The organism is Pseudomonas brassicacearum (assembly GCF_003732225.1).
GTDB lineage: Bacteria > Pseudomonadota > Gammaproteobacteria > Pseudomonadales > Pseudomonadaceae > Aquipseudomonas > Aquipseudomonas brassicacearum_E.
Genome location: NZ_MOBJ01000001.1, coordinates 159,394 through 173,013, shown reverse-complemented (window position 1 = coordinate 173,013; position 13,620 = coordinate 159,394). Strand labels below are relative to the sequence as shown.

The 13,620-nt window shown below is 59.6% G+C and carries 16 protein-coding genes and 1 pseudogene; 14 read left to right on the top strand and 3 right to left on the bottom strand.

Annotation, left to right across the window (positions count from 1 at the left end; all coding sequences use genetic code 11):
• From BK659_RS00880 to BK659_RS00845, 8 genes are all read left to right on the top strand, one after another.
• Window positions 1–2,232: a chemotaxis protein CheA gene (locus BK659_RS00880; RefSeq protein ID WP_123423312.1), complete on the top strand. Its 2,232-nt coding sequence runs from the start codon at window positions 1–3 to the stop codon at window positions 2,230–2,232.
• A gap of 49 nt (window positions 2,233–2,281) precedes the next feature.
• Window positions 2,282–3,424, top strand: a complete 1,143-nt coding sequence (locus BK659_RS00875) for a protein-glutamate methylesterase/protein-glutamine glutaminase (RefSeq protein WP_123423311.1) — start codon at window positions 2,282–2,284, stop codon at window positions 3,422–3,424.
• Window positions 3,424–4,164, top strand: coding sequence for a flagellar motor protein (locus BK659_RS00870; RefSeq protein ID WP_123423310.1), 741 nt, complete (start codon window positions 3,424–3,426; stop codon window positions 4,162–4,164). Before BK659_RS00875 ends, BK659_RS00870 begins: the two co-directional genes overlap by 1 nt.
• Before the next feature lie 12 nt (window positions 4,165–4,176).
• Complete coding sequence (motD, locus tag BK659_RS00865; RefSeq protein ID WP_123423309.1) at window positions 4,177–5,064, top strand: flagellar motor protein MotD; 888 nt, start codon at window positions 4,177–4,179, stop codon at window positions 5,062–5,064.
• A 50-nt stretch (window positions 5,065–5,114) separates the two neighbouring features.
• Window positions 5,115–5,903 (top strand): ParA family protein, encoded by a 789-nt coding sequence (locus BK659_RS00860; RefSeq protein ID WP_054596306.1) that lies wholly within the window; start codon window positions 5,115–5,117, stop codon window positions 5,901–5,903.
• A gap of 120 nt (window positions 5,904–6,023) precedes the next feature.
• The gene (locus BK659_RS00855; protein ID WP_123423308.1) at window positions 6,024–6,920 is read left to right on the top strand and encodes a CheW domain-containing protein; all 897 of its coding nucleotides are present in this window, start codon (window positions 6,024–6,026) and stop codon (window positions 6,918–6,920) included.
• A 76-nt stretch (window positions 6,921–6,996) separates the two neighbouring features.
• A complete protein-coding gene (locus BK659_RS00850) occupies window positions 6,997–7,482 on the top strand; it encodes a chemotaxis protein CheW (protein WP_008024622.1) in 486 nt (161 codons plus the stop codon).
• On the top strand, window positions 7,483–7,875 hold the full coding sequence (locus tag BK659_RS00845) for a DUF2802 domain-containing protein (RefSeq protein WP_123423307.1): 393 nt from the start codon (window positions 7,483–7,485) through the stop codon (window positions 7,873–7,875). It begins immediately after the preceding gene.
• A gap of 133 nt (window positions 7,876–8,008) precedes the next feature.
• Here BK659_RS00845 and BK659_RS00840 read toward each other — a convergent pair.
• Window positions 8,009–8,095 (bottom strand): annotated as a pseudogene (locus BK659_RS00840) (EscU/YscU/HrcU family type III secretion system export apparatus switch protein); the annotation flags it as partial.
• Between the two features lie 151 nt (window positions 8,096–8,246).
• On the opposite strand from BK659_RS00840, the gene BK659_RS00835 reads away from it, so the two are divergent.
• Window positions 8,247–8,756 (top strand): DUF6622 family protein, encoded by a 510-nt coding sequence (locus BK659_RS00835; protein ID WP_123423306.1) that lies wholly within the window; start codon window positions 8,247–8,249, stop codon window positions 8,754–8,756.
• Here the strand turns inward: BK659_RS00835 and BK659_RS00830 are convergent.
• Complete coding sequence (locus BK659_RS00830; protein WP_123423305.1) at window positions 8,750–9,079, bottom strand: EscU/YscU/HrcU family type III secretion system export apparatus switch protein; 330 nt, start codon at window positions 9,077–9,079, stop codon at window positions 8,750–8,752. The genes BK659_RS00835 and BK659_RS00830 overlap by 7 nt on opposite strands.
• Entirely contained in the window at window positions 9,076–10,647 is a 1,572-nt protein-coding gene (gene fliK / locus BK659_RS00825) for a flagellar hook-length control protein FliK (protein WP_123423304.1), read from the bottom strand. Before fliK ends, BK659_RS00830 begins: the two co-directional genes overlap by 4 nt.
• 249 nt (window positions 10,648–10,896) lie before the next feature.
• Between fliK and ccmA the strand changes: the two genes are divergently transcribed.
• The 5 genes from ccmA to ccmE all read left to right on the top strand — a co-directional run bounded on the left by ccmA (window position 10,897) and on the right by ccmE (window position 13,618).
• Complete coding sequence (ccmA, locus tag BK659_RS00820; protein WP_259740201.1) at window positions 10,897–11,478, top strand: cytochrome c biogenesis heme-transporting ATPase CcmA; 582 nt, start codon at window positions 10,897–10,899, stop codon at window positions 11,476–11,478.
• Window positions 11,475–12,143 (top strand): heme exporter protein CcmB, encoded by a 669-nt coding sequence (gene ccmB / locus BK659_RS00815; protein WP_123423302.1) that lies wholly within the window; start codon window positions 11,475–11,477, stop codon window positions 12,141–12,143. The genes ccmA and ccmB overlap by 4 nt, the downstream gene beginning before the upstream one ends.
• 94 nt (window positions 12,144–12,237) lie before the next feature.
• On the top strand, window positions 12,238–12,990 hold the full coding sequence (locus tag BK659_RS00810; RefSeq protein WP_123423301.1) for a heme ABC transporter permease: 753 nt from the start codon (window positions 12,238–12,240) through the stop codon (window positions 12,988–12,990).
• Window positions 12,990–13,166, top strand: a complete 177-nt coding sequence (gene ccmD / locus BK659_RS00805) for a heme exporter protein CcmD (protein WP_019692354.1) — start codon at window positions 12,990–12,992, stop codon at window positions 13,164–13,166. The genes BK659_RS00810 and ccmD overlap by 1 nt, the downstream gene beginning before the upstream one ends.
• Window positions 13,163–13,618 carry a cytochrome c maturation protein CcmE gene (gene ccmE, locus BK659_RS00800; RefSeq protein ID WP_123423300.1) on the top strand — a complete coding sequence of 152 codons (456 nt, stop codon included), beginning with the start codon at window positions 13,163–13,165 and terminating at the stop codon, window positions 13,616–13,618. The genes ccmD and ccmE overlap by 4 nt, the downstream gene beginning before the upstream one ends.
• The last annotated feature ends 2 nt before the right edge of the window (window positions 13,619–13,620 follow it).

The following is a 13,620-nucleotide window of genomic DNA, read 5'->3' as shown; positions in this document are numbered from 1 at the left end:
ATGAGCTTCGGCGCCGATGAAGAGATCCTTCAGGATTTCCTGGTTGAGGCCGGCGAGATTCTAGAGCAACTGTCCGAGCAACTGGTCGAGCTGGAAAGCCGACCCGATGATGCGGACCTGCTCAATGCAATTTTTCGCGGTTTTCACACTGTAAAAGGGGGCGCCGGCTTCCTCCAGCTCAACGAGCTGGTGGAGTGCTGTCACATCGCCGAGAACGTGTTCGACATCCTGCGCAAGGGTGAGCGTCGCGTCGACTCGGAACTGATGGACGTGGTTCTCGAAGCGCTGGACGCGGTGAACAGCATGTTCAGCGAAGTCCGCGAACGTGCACCAATCACTGCGGCTACGCCGGAACTGCTGGCGGCTCTGGCGCGTCTCGCCGAGCCTCAAGCGGCCGATGTGGCACCTGTTGCTGAAGTGGTCGAAACACCTGCCGCTGAAAGCGAATCGGGCGACATCACCGACAATGAATTCGAACTGCTGCTGGACTCGCTGAACGCGGTCAAGGCTGAGGCCGAAGCATCCGTTGTCCAGGCACCTCAAGCGGCTGCCGGCAGCGATGAAATCACCGATGCCGAGTTCGAGTCGTTGCTCGACCAGCTACACGGTAAAGGCCAGTTCGCCGCCGATGCGGTGGTAGCGCCAACTGCACCGGTTGCCCCGAAAGCGGCAGGCGACAGCTCTGACATTACCGATGACGAATTCGAAGCATTGCTCGATCAGTTGCATGGCAAAGGCAACTTTGCCGTTGATGCACTGGAGTCGGCAATTGCCGCCGTTCCGGCGCCAGCCGCACCTGTGGCCGCGGCAGCCGGCAGCGATCTGATCTCCGATCACGAGTTCGAGTCGCTGCTCGACGAATTGCATGGCAAAGGCAAGTTTACCGAGGTCGGCACAGGTTCTGCTGCCTCGGTGGCGGCACCAGTCGCCAAGGCCGCAGCCCCCAAGCCTGTCGCCAAAGCGCCTGAGCCAAAAGCTGAAGCGCCGAAGCCTGCTGCCGCTGCTGCACCGGCTCCGGCCCGTGCACCGGCTTCTCCGCCACCGGAAAAACCGGCCAGTGAAGCCGAGACCACCGTCCGCGTGGATACCGCGCGTCTCGACGAAATCATGAACATGGTCGGCGAGCTGGTACTGGTCCGTAACCGTCTGGTTCGTCTGGGGCTTAACAGCGGCGACGAAGCCATGTCCAAGGCCGTGTCGAACCTCGACGTGGTCACGGCCGACTTGCAGACCGCGGTGATGAAGACCCGGATGCAGCCGATCAAGAAAGTTTTCGGGCGCTTCCCACGACTGGTTCGCGATCTCGCGCGTCAGTTGAAGAAAGAGATCAACCTGGAACTGGTCGGCGAAGAAACCGACCTCGACAAGAACCTCGTCGAGGCCCTGGCCGACCCGTTGGTCCACTTGGTGCGCAACTCGGTCGACCACGGTATCGAAGAACCGGCTGATCGTGAGGCGATGGGCAAGCCTCGCAGCGGCAAAGTGATTCTGTCCGCAGAACAGGAAGGCGATCACATCCTGCTGTCCATCTCTGATGACGGCAAGGGCATGGACGCTGATGTTTTGCGCGGTATCGCCGTGAAGAAAGGCTTGATGGACAAGGATGCGGCGGACCGTCTCAGCGAGTCAGACTGCTTCAACCTGATCTTCGCGCCGGGTTTCTCGACCAAAACCGAGATCTCCGATGTGTCCGGTCGTGGCGTGGGCATGGACGTGGTGAAAACCAAGATCGCCCAGCTCAACGGCACCATCAATATCTACTCGACCAAGGGCAAAGGCTCGAAGATCGTCATCAAGGTCCCGTTGACCCTGGCGATCATGCCGACGCTGATGGTCATGCTCGGCAATCAGGCCTTCGCCTTCCCGCTGGTCAACGTCAACGAGATCTTCCACCTCGACCTGTCGCGCACCAATGTGGTCGACGGTCAGGAAGTGGTGATCGTGCGGGACAAGGCGTTGCCACTGTTTTACCTCAAGCGCTGGCTGGTCAGCTCCGCCGCTCACGAAGAGCAGCGTGAAGGCCATGTGGTGATCCTTTCGGTGGGCACTCAGCGGATCGGCTTCGTCGTCGATCAACTGGTGGGCCAGGAAGAAGTGGTCATCAAGCCATTGGGCAAAATGCTCCAGGGAACCCCGGGCATGTCCGGCGCCACCATTACCGGTGACGGCCGCATCGCCTTGATTCTCGATGTTCCGAGCATGCTCAAGCGTTACGCCGCACGGCGTATTTGATTCTGGTGGAGCGGGGCGACTGAGCCTCGCTCCGTCTAACGGAGTGTTTATGGCAGTCAAAGTCCTGGTGGTGGATGATTCCGGTTTTTTCCGCCGCCGCGTCTCGGAAATTCTCTCAGCGGATCCGAGTATCCAGGTCGTCGGTACGGCGACCAACGGTAAAGAGGCGATCGATCAGGCCCTGGCCCTCAAGCCAGACGTGATCACCATGGACTACGAGATGCCGATGATGGATGGCATCACGGCGGTGCGGCACATCATGCAGCGCTGTCCTACCCCGGTTTTGATGTTCTCCTCGCTGACGCACGAAGGCGCTCGGGTCACCCTCGATGCGCTGGACGCTGGCGCGGTGGATTTCCTGCCGAAGAATTTCGAAGACATCTCGCGTAACCCCGAGAAGGTCAAGCAATTGCTGTGCGAAAAGGTTCACAGCATTTCGCGCAGTAACCGTCGTTTCAGCGCCTACAGCGCCCCGGCACCAGCCGTCGCGCCTGCCCCGACACCTGCACCGTCGAGTTTCGGCAGTTACGGCAGCAGTGCACCTGCACCTGTACCTGCGCGTCCGGCTCCGGCACCGATTCCTGCGCGCGCACCGGCTACCAGTGCATCGTCGCCGGCACCGAAACGCAAAGCCTACAAACTGGTTGCCATTGGTACTTCAACGGGTGGCCCGGTGGCGTTGCAGCGGGTGCTGACGCAGCTGCCGGCAAACTTCCCGGCGCCGATCGTGTTGATCCAGCACATGCCGGCGGCCTTCACCAAGGCCTTTGCCGAACGTCTGGACAAGCTCTGCCAGATCAGCGTCAAGGAAGCCGAGGATGGTGACATCCTGCGTCCTGGCCTGGCCTTGCTGGCACCGGGTGGTAAACAAATGATGATCGACGGCCGTGGCGCGGTGAAAATCCTCCCGGGCGACGAGCGTCTGAACTACAAGCCGTGCGTGGATATCACCTTCGGTTCGGCGGCCAAGTCCTACGGTGACAAAGTTCTGGCGGTAGTGCTCACCGGCATGGGCGCCGACGGTCGCGAAGGCGCGCGTCTGCTCAAGCAGGGCGGCAGTGCGGTCTGGGCTCAGGATGAAGCCAGTTGCGTGATCTACGGCATGCCGATGGCGATCGTCAAAGCCGATCTGGCAGACGCGATTTACAGCCTTGACGAGATCGGCAAGCACTTGGCCGAGGCGTGCATCTGATGGATGTATTGAGCCTTATCGGGATCATCATGGCGTTCATCGCCATTATTGGTGGCAACTACCTGGAAGGTGGTCATCTCGGTGCCTTGGCCAATGGCCCTGCGGCGTTGATCGTGCTTGGCGGGACCATCGGCGCTGCGTTGTTGCAGTCGCCGATGAGTGCCTTCAAGCGTGCCATGCAGATTCTCGGCTGGATCCTGTTTCCACCGCGCGTCGACCTGGCCGGTGGCATCGACCGCGTGGTCAACTGGAGCCTTACCGCGCGCAAGGAAGGTTTGCTCGGGCTTGAAGGCGTAGCGGACACCGAACCCGACAGCTACTCGCGCAAAGGCTTGCAGCTGCTGGTCGATGGCGCTGAACCCGAGTCGATTCGCAGCATTCTGGAGGTGGATTTCTACACCCAGGAAAGCCGTGACATCGAAGCGGCCAAAGTCTTTGAAAGCATGGGCGGCTACGCGCCGACCATCGGCATCATCGGTGCGGTCATGGGCCTGATCCACGTCATGGGCAACCTCGGCGATCCGTCGCAACTGGGCAGCGGTATTGCCGTGGCGTTCGTTGCGACCATCTACGGTGTGGCCAGCGCCAACCTTGTATTGTTGCCGATTGCCAGCAAACTCAAGTCCATCGCATTGCGGCAGTCGCGTTATCGCGAAATGTTGCTGGAAGGCATTCTGTCGATCGCCGAAGGTGAAAACCCTCGCTCCATTGAGTTGAAGCTTCAAGGCTTCATGGATTAAGGGAATAACCTCATGGCACGCCGTCGTCAGCATGATGAACACGTCAATCACGAGCGCTGGCTGGTGTCCTACGCGGACTTCATCACGCTGCTGTTCGCTTTTTTCGTGGTGATGTACTCCATCTCTTCGATCAACGAAGGCAAGTACAAGGAAATTTCCGAAGCGCTGGTGGGGGTTTTTACCAACTCCGACCGCGCCCTCAAGCCGATCCCTATCGGCGACGAGCGTCCGAAGACGGTCACCCCGGCCAAACCGCTGGTCAAGGACAGCGAGCAGATCGATGCCGGCATCGCCCAGGCCAGCAAGGATCCGCTCAAAAGCATTGCAGACGACATCAGTGCAGCGTTTGGCGATTTGATCAGCTCCAATCAGATGACCGTGCGTGGTAACGAGTTGTGGGTCGAAATCGAACTGAATTCCAGCCTGCTGTTCGGCAGCGGTGATGCGATGCCCAGCGATATCGCGTTCAACATCATCGACAAGGTCGCAGCGATTCTGAAACCGTTCGACAACCCGATTCACGTTGAAGGCTTCACCGACGATCAACCGATCCGCACCGCGCAGTACCCGACCAACTGGGAGCTGTCCTCGGCCCGTTCGGCGAGTATCGTGCGCATGCTCGCCATGCAGGGTGTCAACCCTGGGCGACTGGCCTCGGTGGGTTATGGCGAGTTCCAGCCGGTGGCCAATAACGCGACCACCGAAGGGCGTGCGCGTAACCGGCGGGTAGTGTTGGTGGTGTCGCGCAATCTCGATGTACGCCGCAGCCTGACCGGTACCGGAACCGCCAATGCAAAACCCGACGCTGCGTTGAAGCGTGCTGGCACACAAACTGCACCGACGACTGTCAAGTCGCCGGGACGTGAGAGTGCCGTCAATTCTCCGTCACCCGGCTTATAACGTTGAGCTATTTCTCGGTTGTATCTGTTCGACCGGGAGGAACGATCTGAATGAGAGTCTGGGCAGTCGCCAATCAAAAGGGTGGTGTTGGTAAAACCACTTCCTCCATCGCTTTAGCCGGTTTGCTGGCTGAGGCGGGCAAGCGCGTGGTTGTGGTCGATCTTGACCCGCACGGCTCCATGACCAGCTACTTCGGTTACGACCCCGACAGCCTGGAACACAGCAGCTACGACCTGTTCCTGCACAAGGGCAGCGTGCCGCAAGGCCTGCCCGGGCAACTGCTGCTGCCGACCAGCGACGAACGTATTTCCCTGTTGCCGTCGAGCACCGCTCTGGCCACCCTCGAACGCCAGTCGCCAGGGCAGAGTGGCCTGGGCCTGGTGATCGCCAAGAGCCTGGCGCAGTTGTGGCAGGACTTCGATTACGCGTTGATCGACAGTCCACCGTTGCTCGGTGTGTTGATGGTCAATGCCTTGGCGGCCAGCCAGCAACTGGTGATTCCGGTGCAGACCGAGCACCTGGCGGTGAAAGGCCTGGAGCGCATGGTCAACACCCTGGCGATGATCAACCGTTCGCGCAAACAAGCGTTGCCGTTCAGCATCGTGCCAACCTTGTTCGACCGTCGCACCCAGGCCTCGCTGGGAACCTTGCGGGTGCTGCGCGACATGTACCCGGAAGAAATCTGGCAAGGCTACATCCCGGTCGATACCCGATTGCGTGATGCCAGCCGTGCCGGTCTGACACCTTCGCAGTTCGACGGCAAGAGCCGTGGAGTACTGGCTTATCGTGCGTTGCTCAAACACTTGCTGGCCCAACAACTTGTTCCGCAGGTGGCGTGAGGTGAATCTTCTTTCTGTAGGAGCTGCCGCAGGCTGCGATCTTTCGATCTTGCTCTGTGACGCCCTGGAAACCGTTAAAAGATCGCAGCCTTCGGCAGCTCCTACGGGAGTGGCGTCTCGATGAGCCGGCCAGTAAAAATCACCAGCCGACCGCAACTGGCGTTGCAATCCTATCTGGATGCGTTGTTGCAAGACGCGACCGAGGAATGGCCGTCAGAGGTCGAGGTATTACCCGAAGTCGTAGAAGTCGTCGAGGTCGTCGAAGCCATTGAGGTTCAAGGCGCGCTGGACGAGTTCCAGGCTGCGGTGCTTGAAGAGCAGGCCCGTGATGCGCAAAAGCCAGCGGCTGCGGCGCCCGTTGTAGCGCCAGTTACCAAGACGCCAAGCGTGGCGCCGGTACTGGAAGCGCCCGCACCGATTCTGGCGCCAGTCTCATCCGTCGCACCGTTGCTGCAAGTGCTGGTCGAGCCGGTGGTCGAAGTTCATCTGCCACCGAGCAACACGCCACCACCAGTGGAAAGCGATGGCCGGCCAAGTTGGGCTGCCGAACCGTTCGAATGCCTGCTGTTCGACGTCGCTGGTTTGACCCTGGCCGTGCCGTTGGTCTGCCTGGGTTCGATTTACTCGTTGGCCGGTCATGAGCTGACGCCGTTGTTTGGTCAGCCTGAATGGTTCCTGGGGATCTTGCCGAGTCAGGCGGGCAACCTGAAGGTGCTGGATACCGCGCGCTGGGTCATGCCCGATCGCTATCGCGATGACTTCCGCCAGGGCCTGCAATACGTGATCTCGGTTCAGGGCTATGAGTGGGGGCTGGCGGTGCATCAGGTCAGCCGCTCGTTGCGCCTGGACCCGAACGAAATCAAATGGCGCAGCCATCGGGGTCAACGGCCATGGCTGGCCGGTACGGTGATTGAGCACATGTGTGCGTTGCTGGATGTCTCGGAGCTGGCGGAGCTGATCGCCAGCGGCGGTGCCAAGCACATGGGCGGCAGCAAACCGTCCCACAAACCTACATAACAAACAGCTGGCTGCATACAAGGTGCGGCCGGACAGAACACACACCGCCACAGGCGGTTTTTCGAGGGGTCAGGGTATGAATGATAAGGCGTCGTCTGCAAAGGGTTCCGAAGATCCGATCCTGCAATGGGTAACCTTCAAGCTGGACAATGAAACCTACGGCATCAACGTGATGCGCGTTCAGGAAGTCCTGCGTTACACCGAAATCGCTCCGGTTCCGGGTGCGCCAAGCTATGTGCTGGGCATCATCAACCTGCGCGGCAACGTGGTGACCGTGATCGACACCCGTCAGCGTTTTGGCCTGATGAATGCCGAGATCAGCGACAACACCCGTATCGTGATCATCGAAGCCGACAAGCAAGTGGTCGGGATCATGGTCGACAGCGTGGCTGAAGTGGTTTACCTGCGTCAGTCGGAAATCGAAACCGCGCCTAACGTCGGTAACGAAGAGTCGGCCAAGTTCATCCAGGGCGTGTGCAACAAGAACAACGAGCTGCTGATCCTGGTCGAGCTGGACAAGATGATGAGCGAAGAAGAGTGGTCGGAACTGGAGAGTATCTGATTGATTCTCGAGGTTGCTGTCATTGTACTGGGGCTCCTTTGGGTAGGGACCCTGGCGATGTTCCTGGCTTACACCCGTAAACAGCGAGAGCTGGCAGCGCTGCAAGCCCAGCGTGATGCGTTGCGTGATCAGCGCATCAAGGACCTGGCCAAGCGCGTCGACGATTACCAGAACGGTAACGTGCGCATGGGTGAAGACCTGCATGAACTGCGTGCGGTGGTCGGCCCCTTGCCAGACAAGCTGGCCCAGCTCGAACAGCGCGACCCGTCGAGCCTGTCATTCGCTCAGGCGGCACGTCTGGTGGGGATGGGCGCCAGCGTCGACGAATTGACCCAGTCCTGCGGCCTGACCCAGGCAGAGGCGGAGTTGATGAGCAAGTTGCACAAGAGCTGATTTTTGCGATTGGGCTGAGATTGCTATCGCGAGCAAGCTCGCTCCCACAAGGGGTCGGTGGTGGGCACAAAATGTGTGAACGCCGCCAATTCATTGTGGGAGCGAGCTTGCTCGCGAAGGCGTCCTTGAAACCTCAGTAATCATCCCCGCGTTCTGTCACATCCTTCTCAACCCTCCGCGCATTCGGATCCTGTCCCGCCGGGAGCTTGCCCTTCAGGCTCCGCGTCCTCAGAGCGGGATTACGCTCCCGTAGTCCCCTGCCTATAGTTTTTGCGGATTCCGCCGGATTGTGATCACGACCCGTCATCGTTAAATTGTTCACCGCTGATCAACGACGCCTGTTTCAGGTATTTGCAGTGCCAAGGAGGCTTATGCTCGACATTTTGCGCGGTACACCGCTGTGGGTTTATGCAGTCTTTTTTATCCTGACTTATTACGGTGTCAGTGCTTGTTTCAAGAGTCATGAATCGAAGAGGTCGTTGCAGATCACGCCGGCGATATTTGTCGTCATTTCCCTAGTCTCTCTGAAATTCTCCCAGGGTGCTGCGATCCCGCTCTCAGTGTATGCGCTGGGATTACTGGCGGGTTGGATTCTGGCATTGCGCTTTTACTCGTACCAAAGCGTAGAGCGCGATGGGCAGCGTCTGGTGTTGGGTGGCACCGTCAAGGTGCTGATTGTGTATTGGGGTTTCTTTGCCTGGCGTTACTACAGCGGGTACCAGGCAGCCATGCATCCGGAACTGGCTGATGAAGTGTCGGCGGTGGCATGGTCAGCATTGGGAGCCGGCATTATCAATGGTCTGATTGTTGGTCGCAGTTTCAGGCTTTTGCGTTTTTTCAAATCTGATAACGAGGCGACAGCGCCCTCGAAACCTCAGTAGTCATCCCCGCGATCAGTCACATCCCGCTCCACCATCGGCGCCTGCGAGTCATAGCCTTGCGGAAACTTGCCCTTGAGTTTCCACGCAAACGCAATGATCTCGGCAATCGTGCGGTACAACTCCTCTGGAATACTGTCCCCCAGTTCCATCCTCGCCAGCAGTTTCACCAGCTCGGCGTTCTCATAAATCGGCACTTCATAATCGCGGGCGATCTTCAGAATGGCTTCGGCCAGTTCGTCATCGCCTTTGGCGGTGAGTGTCGGAGCGTGGCTGCCGTCGTACTTGAGGGCGATCGCCTGGCGCGGTGGCGTGTGGTTGTTCATGCGGTTTCGTCGACCCAGCGTTGTTCGAGGCGGGTTTGATTGCCTTGGGGCGGTGTGCCGAGGTGGCAATTCAAATCGCCAACATTCAGACCTGATGCCAGCAACTGCGCACGTAATCCGCCCAAGTTACTTTCGATCAGGCTGGCGGTATAAGGCCGTTCGGCCCAGAGCTGGCTGGTGAGTTTGCCCTGAGCAAGCTGTGCCTGGATTTGCAGCGGCCCGAGGGGTTCCATGTCGAACGCCAGCTCGACCCGCCAGAGTCGCTGTTTCGGCTCGCGCTCGACGGATTTCTCGTGCTGTTCCTTTTCCGGTGTGTCCTCGCGTTGAAACTTGACCTGCAACGGCACGATGTCCTGCAGATTACGCATGGGGATTTCCAGCTGCCAGGTGGTTTGCAACTTGCCATCCTCGGTCATGCCGGTCTGTTCCAGGCTCGACAGTTGATGGCTTTGCAGGCGGGAAACGGCCGCAGCGGCCAGCCGCAGCAAGTGCTCCAGGTCACCTTCACCCTCCAGGCTTTGCAGCAACCGCGAGGGCAGGGGGAAGCTGCTCGGCTGCGGTTTGGCGCTGACCTGGCCGAGGGTGCCGAGGGCGCTGCGGACAAAGCTTGGTAGCACCTGGGCCAGGGTGTTGGCGGCGATAACCGCGTTGAAACTGGTATTGGCTGGCAGGCCGGGTGCCAGTTGGGCGATCAGTCGCAGCAAATTGCCTTTCATGTCCGGTGTCAGGGCAGGGTTCTGTCCGGCGAGCAATTTGGATTCCAGAAACAACCCACTGTTGGCCAGCGCCTGCGCCAGGCCTTTGGGCGTACTCAGCTGCTGAGCATCCGGCAGGTCGGCGAGCAGTTTGTCGACGGCAGCACGCAGGTCGTCGGAGGTGGTGTCGGAGTCTGGCAGATTTTGCAGGGCGTCGATCAGCCCGCTCAAAGAACCTTGGCGACTTTGCTGGGCCAGCAATTGCTGGGTCACCGCCAGTTGTTCCTGACGGCTGGCCAGTGGCACGAAACTCAGGCTTTGCGCGCCCTGGACCAAGGCGCTGAGCAGGCTGCCGATGCGTAACGGTTGTGGGCTGTCGATGCTCAAGGTGCTGCCACTTAATGCGGTATTGAGCAAACTCACCAGCGAACGATAGACCGCCGGCTGCCCCGGTGTTTGCGGCATCAGTAGGCTGGTCAGGACTTTACCTTGCAGCAACGTGCCGACCGGTAATTGTGAGGTGTCGAGGCGGGTGAGGGTGGCGACGTTGGAAGCGATGGCCTGCTGCACGGTGATTGCCAGGCTGCCGGCTGAAGGCTGGCTGACCGTCAGGTTGGTGCCCTGAGGCAACGGCTGGTTGCTGGTGGCTTGCACGGTGGTCTGGCGACCGCTGTCGAGGGTGACTTTGAGCAGCAGCTGGAAAGTCTGGTCGTTCTGTTTGAGCGACAACACTTCAGCGCTGGCGCTCTGGCCCGCGGCGATCAAACCTTCCACCGGGGTCTGCAACTTGAGCAACTCACCACTGACCACGAGCGGGCGCGAGGTGGCCGGCGTCGTAGGGGGCAGTGGAAGGATGTTCATCTCGCCGGTCATCAGGTCACACCCTGTCGAAATTGCCCTCTTTGGAGTAGGACATGACATGTATAATGCCGCCCCGTTGTTGTCGGGGCGCGGAAAACATCGCAAATGTTTGACGCAGCTCTCTAGAACAGGCCGTCAATGCATCTATGCTGCATCACTTTAACGGCCGCTCCACTGCCGACTTGAACCGTAAAGGCCCGCGATCTCTTGACCATCCCTCTACTAGAAGCCGTAGCGCTCGCCTGTGAGCGAGACTGGCGGATGCTCTTCGAAAACCTCGAGTTGCGTCTGGGCAGCGGTGACATGTTGCAGATCAGCGGCCCCAACGGCAGTGGCAAGACCAGCCTGCTGCGCCTGCTCGCCGGGTTGATGCAGCCGACCAGTGGCCAGGTGCTGCTCAACGGCCAGCCCTTGAACACACAACGCCCGGAGCTGGCCCACAACCTGTTATGGATCGGTCACGCCGCCGGAATCAAGGACCTGCTGACCCCCGAAGAGAACCTGAGCTGGCTCTGCGCGTTGCATCAGCCCGCCACCCATGAGGCGATCTGGCAGGCGCTGGCAGCGGTAGGACTGCGTGGTTTCGAAGATGTTCCTTGTCACACTCTGTCCGCCGGTCAGCAACGCCGCGTGGCCCTTGCTCGCCTGTATCTGGACAGCCCGGCACTGTGGATTCTCGACGAACCGTTTACCGCGCTGGATAAACAAGGCGTCGCACAGCTGGAAGAACACCTGGCCGCACACTGCGAGCGAGGCGGCATGGTGATTCTGACCACCCACCATACATTGACCCGGATGCCGGCCGGTTACCGCGACATCGATTTGGGGCAGTGGGCCGTATGAGTGTTTTTGCACTGTTGGTCGCCCGTGAGGCGCGTTTGCTGTGTCGTCGTCCTGCCGAGCTTGCCAACCCCCTCGTATTCTTCGCCATTGTTGTCGCATTGTTCCCATTGGCGGTCGGACCTGAGACACAATTGTTGCAAACCTTGTCACCGGGGCTGGTCTGGGTCGCCGCCCTTTTATCGGTTTTGCTCTCGCTGGACGGGCTTTTCCGCAGTGATTTCGAGGATGGATCCCTTGAACAGTGGGTCCTTTCGTCGCACCCCCTGCCTCTTCTGGTTTTGGCAAAGGTGCTGGCACACTGGGTGTTTTCCGGCTTGGCACTGGTGTTGCTTGCCCCGTTATTGGCGTTGATGCTCGGTTTGCCTGCCGCCTGTCTGCCGGTTTTGCTCTTGTCGCTGTTGCTCGGTACACCGGTACTGAGCTTGCTCGGTGCGGTGGGCGCGGCGCTGACGGTCGGTTTGAAGCGTGGCGGCTTGCTGCTGGCATTGTTGATTCTGCCGCTGTACATCCCGGTGTTGATTCTCGGCAGTGGCGCCTTGCAGGCTGCCTTGCAGGGCATGCCGGCAACCGGTTATCTGCTGTGGCTTGGTAGCCTGACCGCCCTGGCGGTAACCCTGACACCCTTTGCAATAGCTGCTGGCCTGAAGATCAGCGTCGGCGAATAATAATGAGGTCTGGTTAAAATTTAACCGCTTTTTTTTAAGAAAGGCAGACCCTGACTTTGCGTGACAACGCAAAGCAACCGTGATGGAAACAGTAATGAACTGGACCTGGTTTCATAAGCTCGGCTCGCCCAAATGGTTTTACGGCATCAGCGGCAAACTGCTGCCCTGGCTGAGCGTCGCGGCGTTGCTGCTGATCGGCGTCGGCGTGGTCTGGGGCCTGGCCTTCGCACCGCCGGACTACCAGCAAGGCAACAGCTTTCGAATCATCTACATTCATGTACCGGCCGCCATGCTGGCTCAGTCCTGCTACGTGATGCTGGCGGTCTGCGGCATCGTCGGGCTGGTGTGGAAGATGAAACTGGCGGACGTCGCCCTGCAATGCGCGGCGCCGATCGGTGCCTGGATGACCGCCGTGGCACTGGTCACCGGGGCGATCTGGGGCAAACCGACCTGGGGCTCGTGGTGGGTCTGGGATGCGCGCCTGACGTCGATGCTGATTCTGCTGTTCCTGTATTTCGGTCTTATTGCACTGGGCAACGCCATCAGCAATCGCGACAGCGCGGCCAAGGCCTGCGCGGTGCTGGCGATTGTCGGCGTGATCAACATCCCGATTATCAAGTACTCGGTGGAGTGGTGGAACACCCTGCACCAGGGCGCGACCTTCAGCCTCACTGAAAAACCGGCTATGCCGGCCGAGATGTGGCTGCCGTTGCTGCTGACGGTGCTGGGTTTCTACTGTTTCTTCGGCGCGGTGCTGTTGCTGCGCATGCGCCTTGAAGTGCTCAAGCGCGAAGCCCGTGCAAGCTGGGTAAAAACCGAAGTGCAAAACAGCCTGGAGGCCGCGTAATGAGTTTTGCTTCATTCGGCGACTTCCTCGCCATGGGCCATCACGGTCTTTATGTCTGGTCGGCTTATGGCATCTGCCTGGCGGTACTGGCTCTCAACGTGGCTGCGCCGATCCTGGCCCGCAAGCGTTACCTGCAACAAGAGGCGCGTCGTCTGCGCCGGGAGAACAGCAAGTGAATCCGCTGCGTAAAAAACGTCTTGTCATCATTTTCGCGATTCTGATCGGAGTTGGCGCCGCCGTCGGCCTGGCCCTGAGTGCCTTGCAGCAGAACATCAATCTGTTTTACACGCCGACCCAGATCGCCAATGGCGAAGCCCCGCAAGACACGCGCATCCGTGCTGGCGGCATGGTCGAGAAGGGCTCGCTGCAGCGTTCCGGCGACTCGCTGGACGTGAAGTTCATCGTCACCGACTTCAACAAATCCGTGACCATCACCTATCGCGGCATTCTTCCGGACCTGTTCCGCGAAGGGCAAGGCATCGTTGCGTTGGGCAAACTGAATGCGGACGGTGTGGTGGTGGCTGACGAAGTGCTGGCCAAGCACGATGAGAAGTACATGCCGCCCGAAGTGACCAAGGCGCTGAAAGACAGTGGTCAAACCGCTCCAACACCCGCGAAGGAGGGTTGATC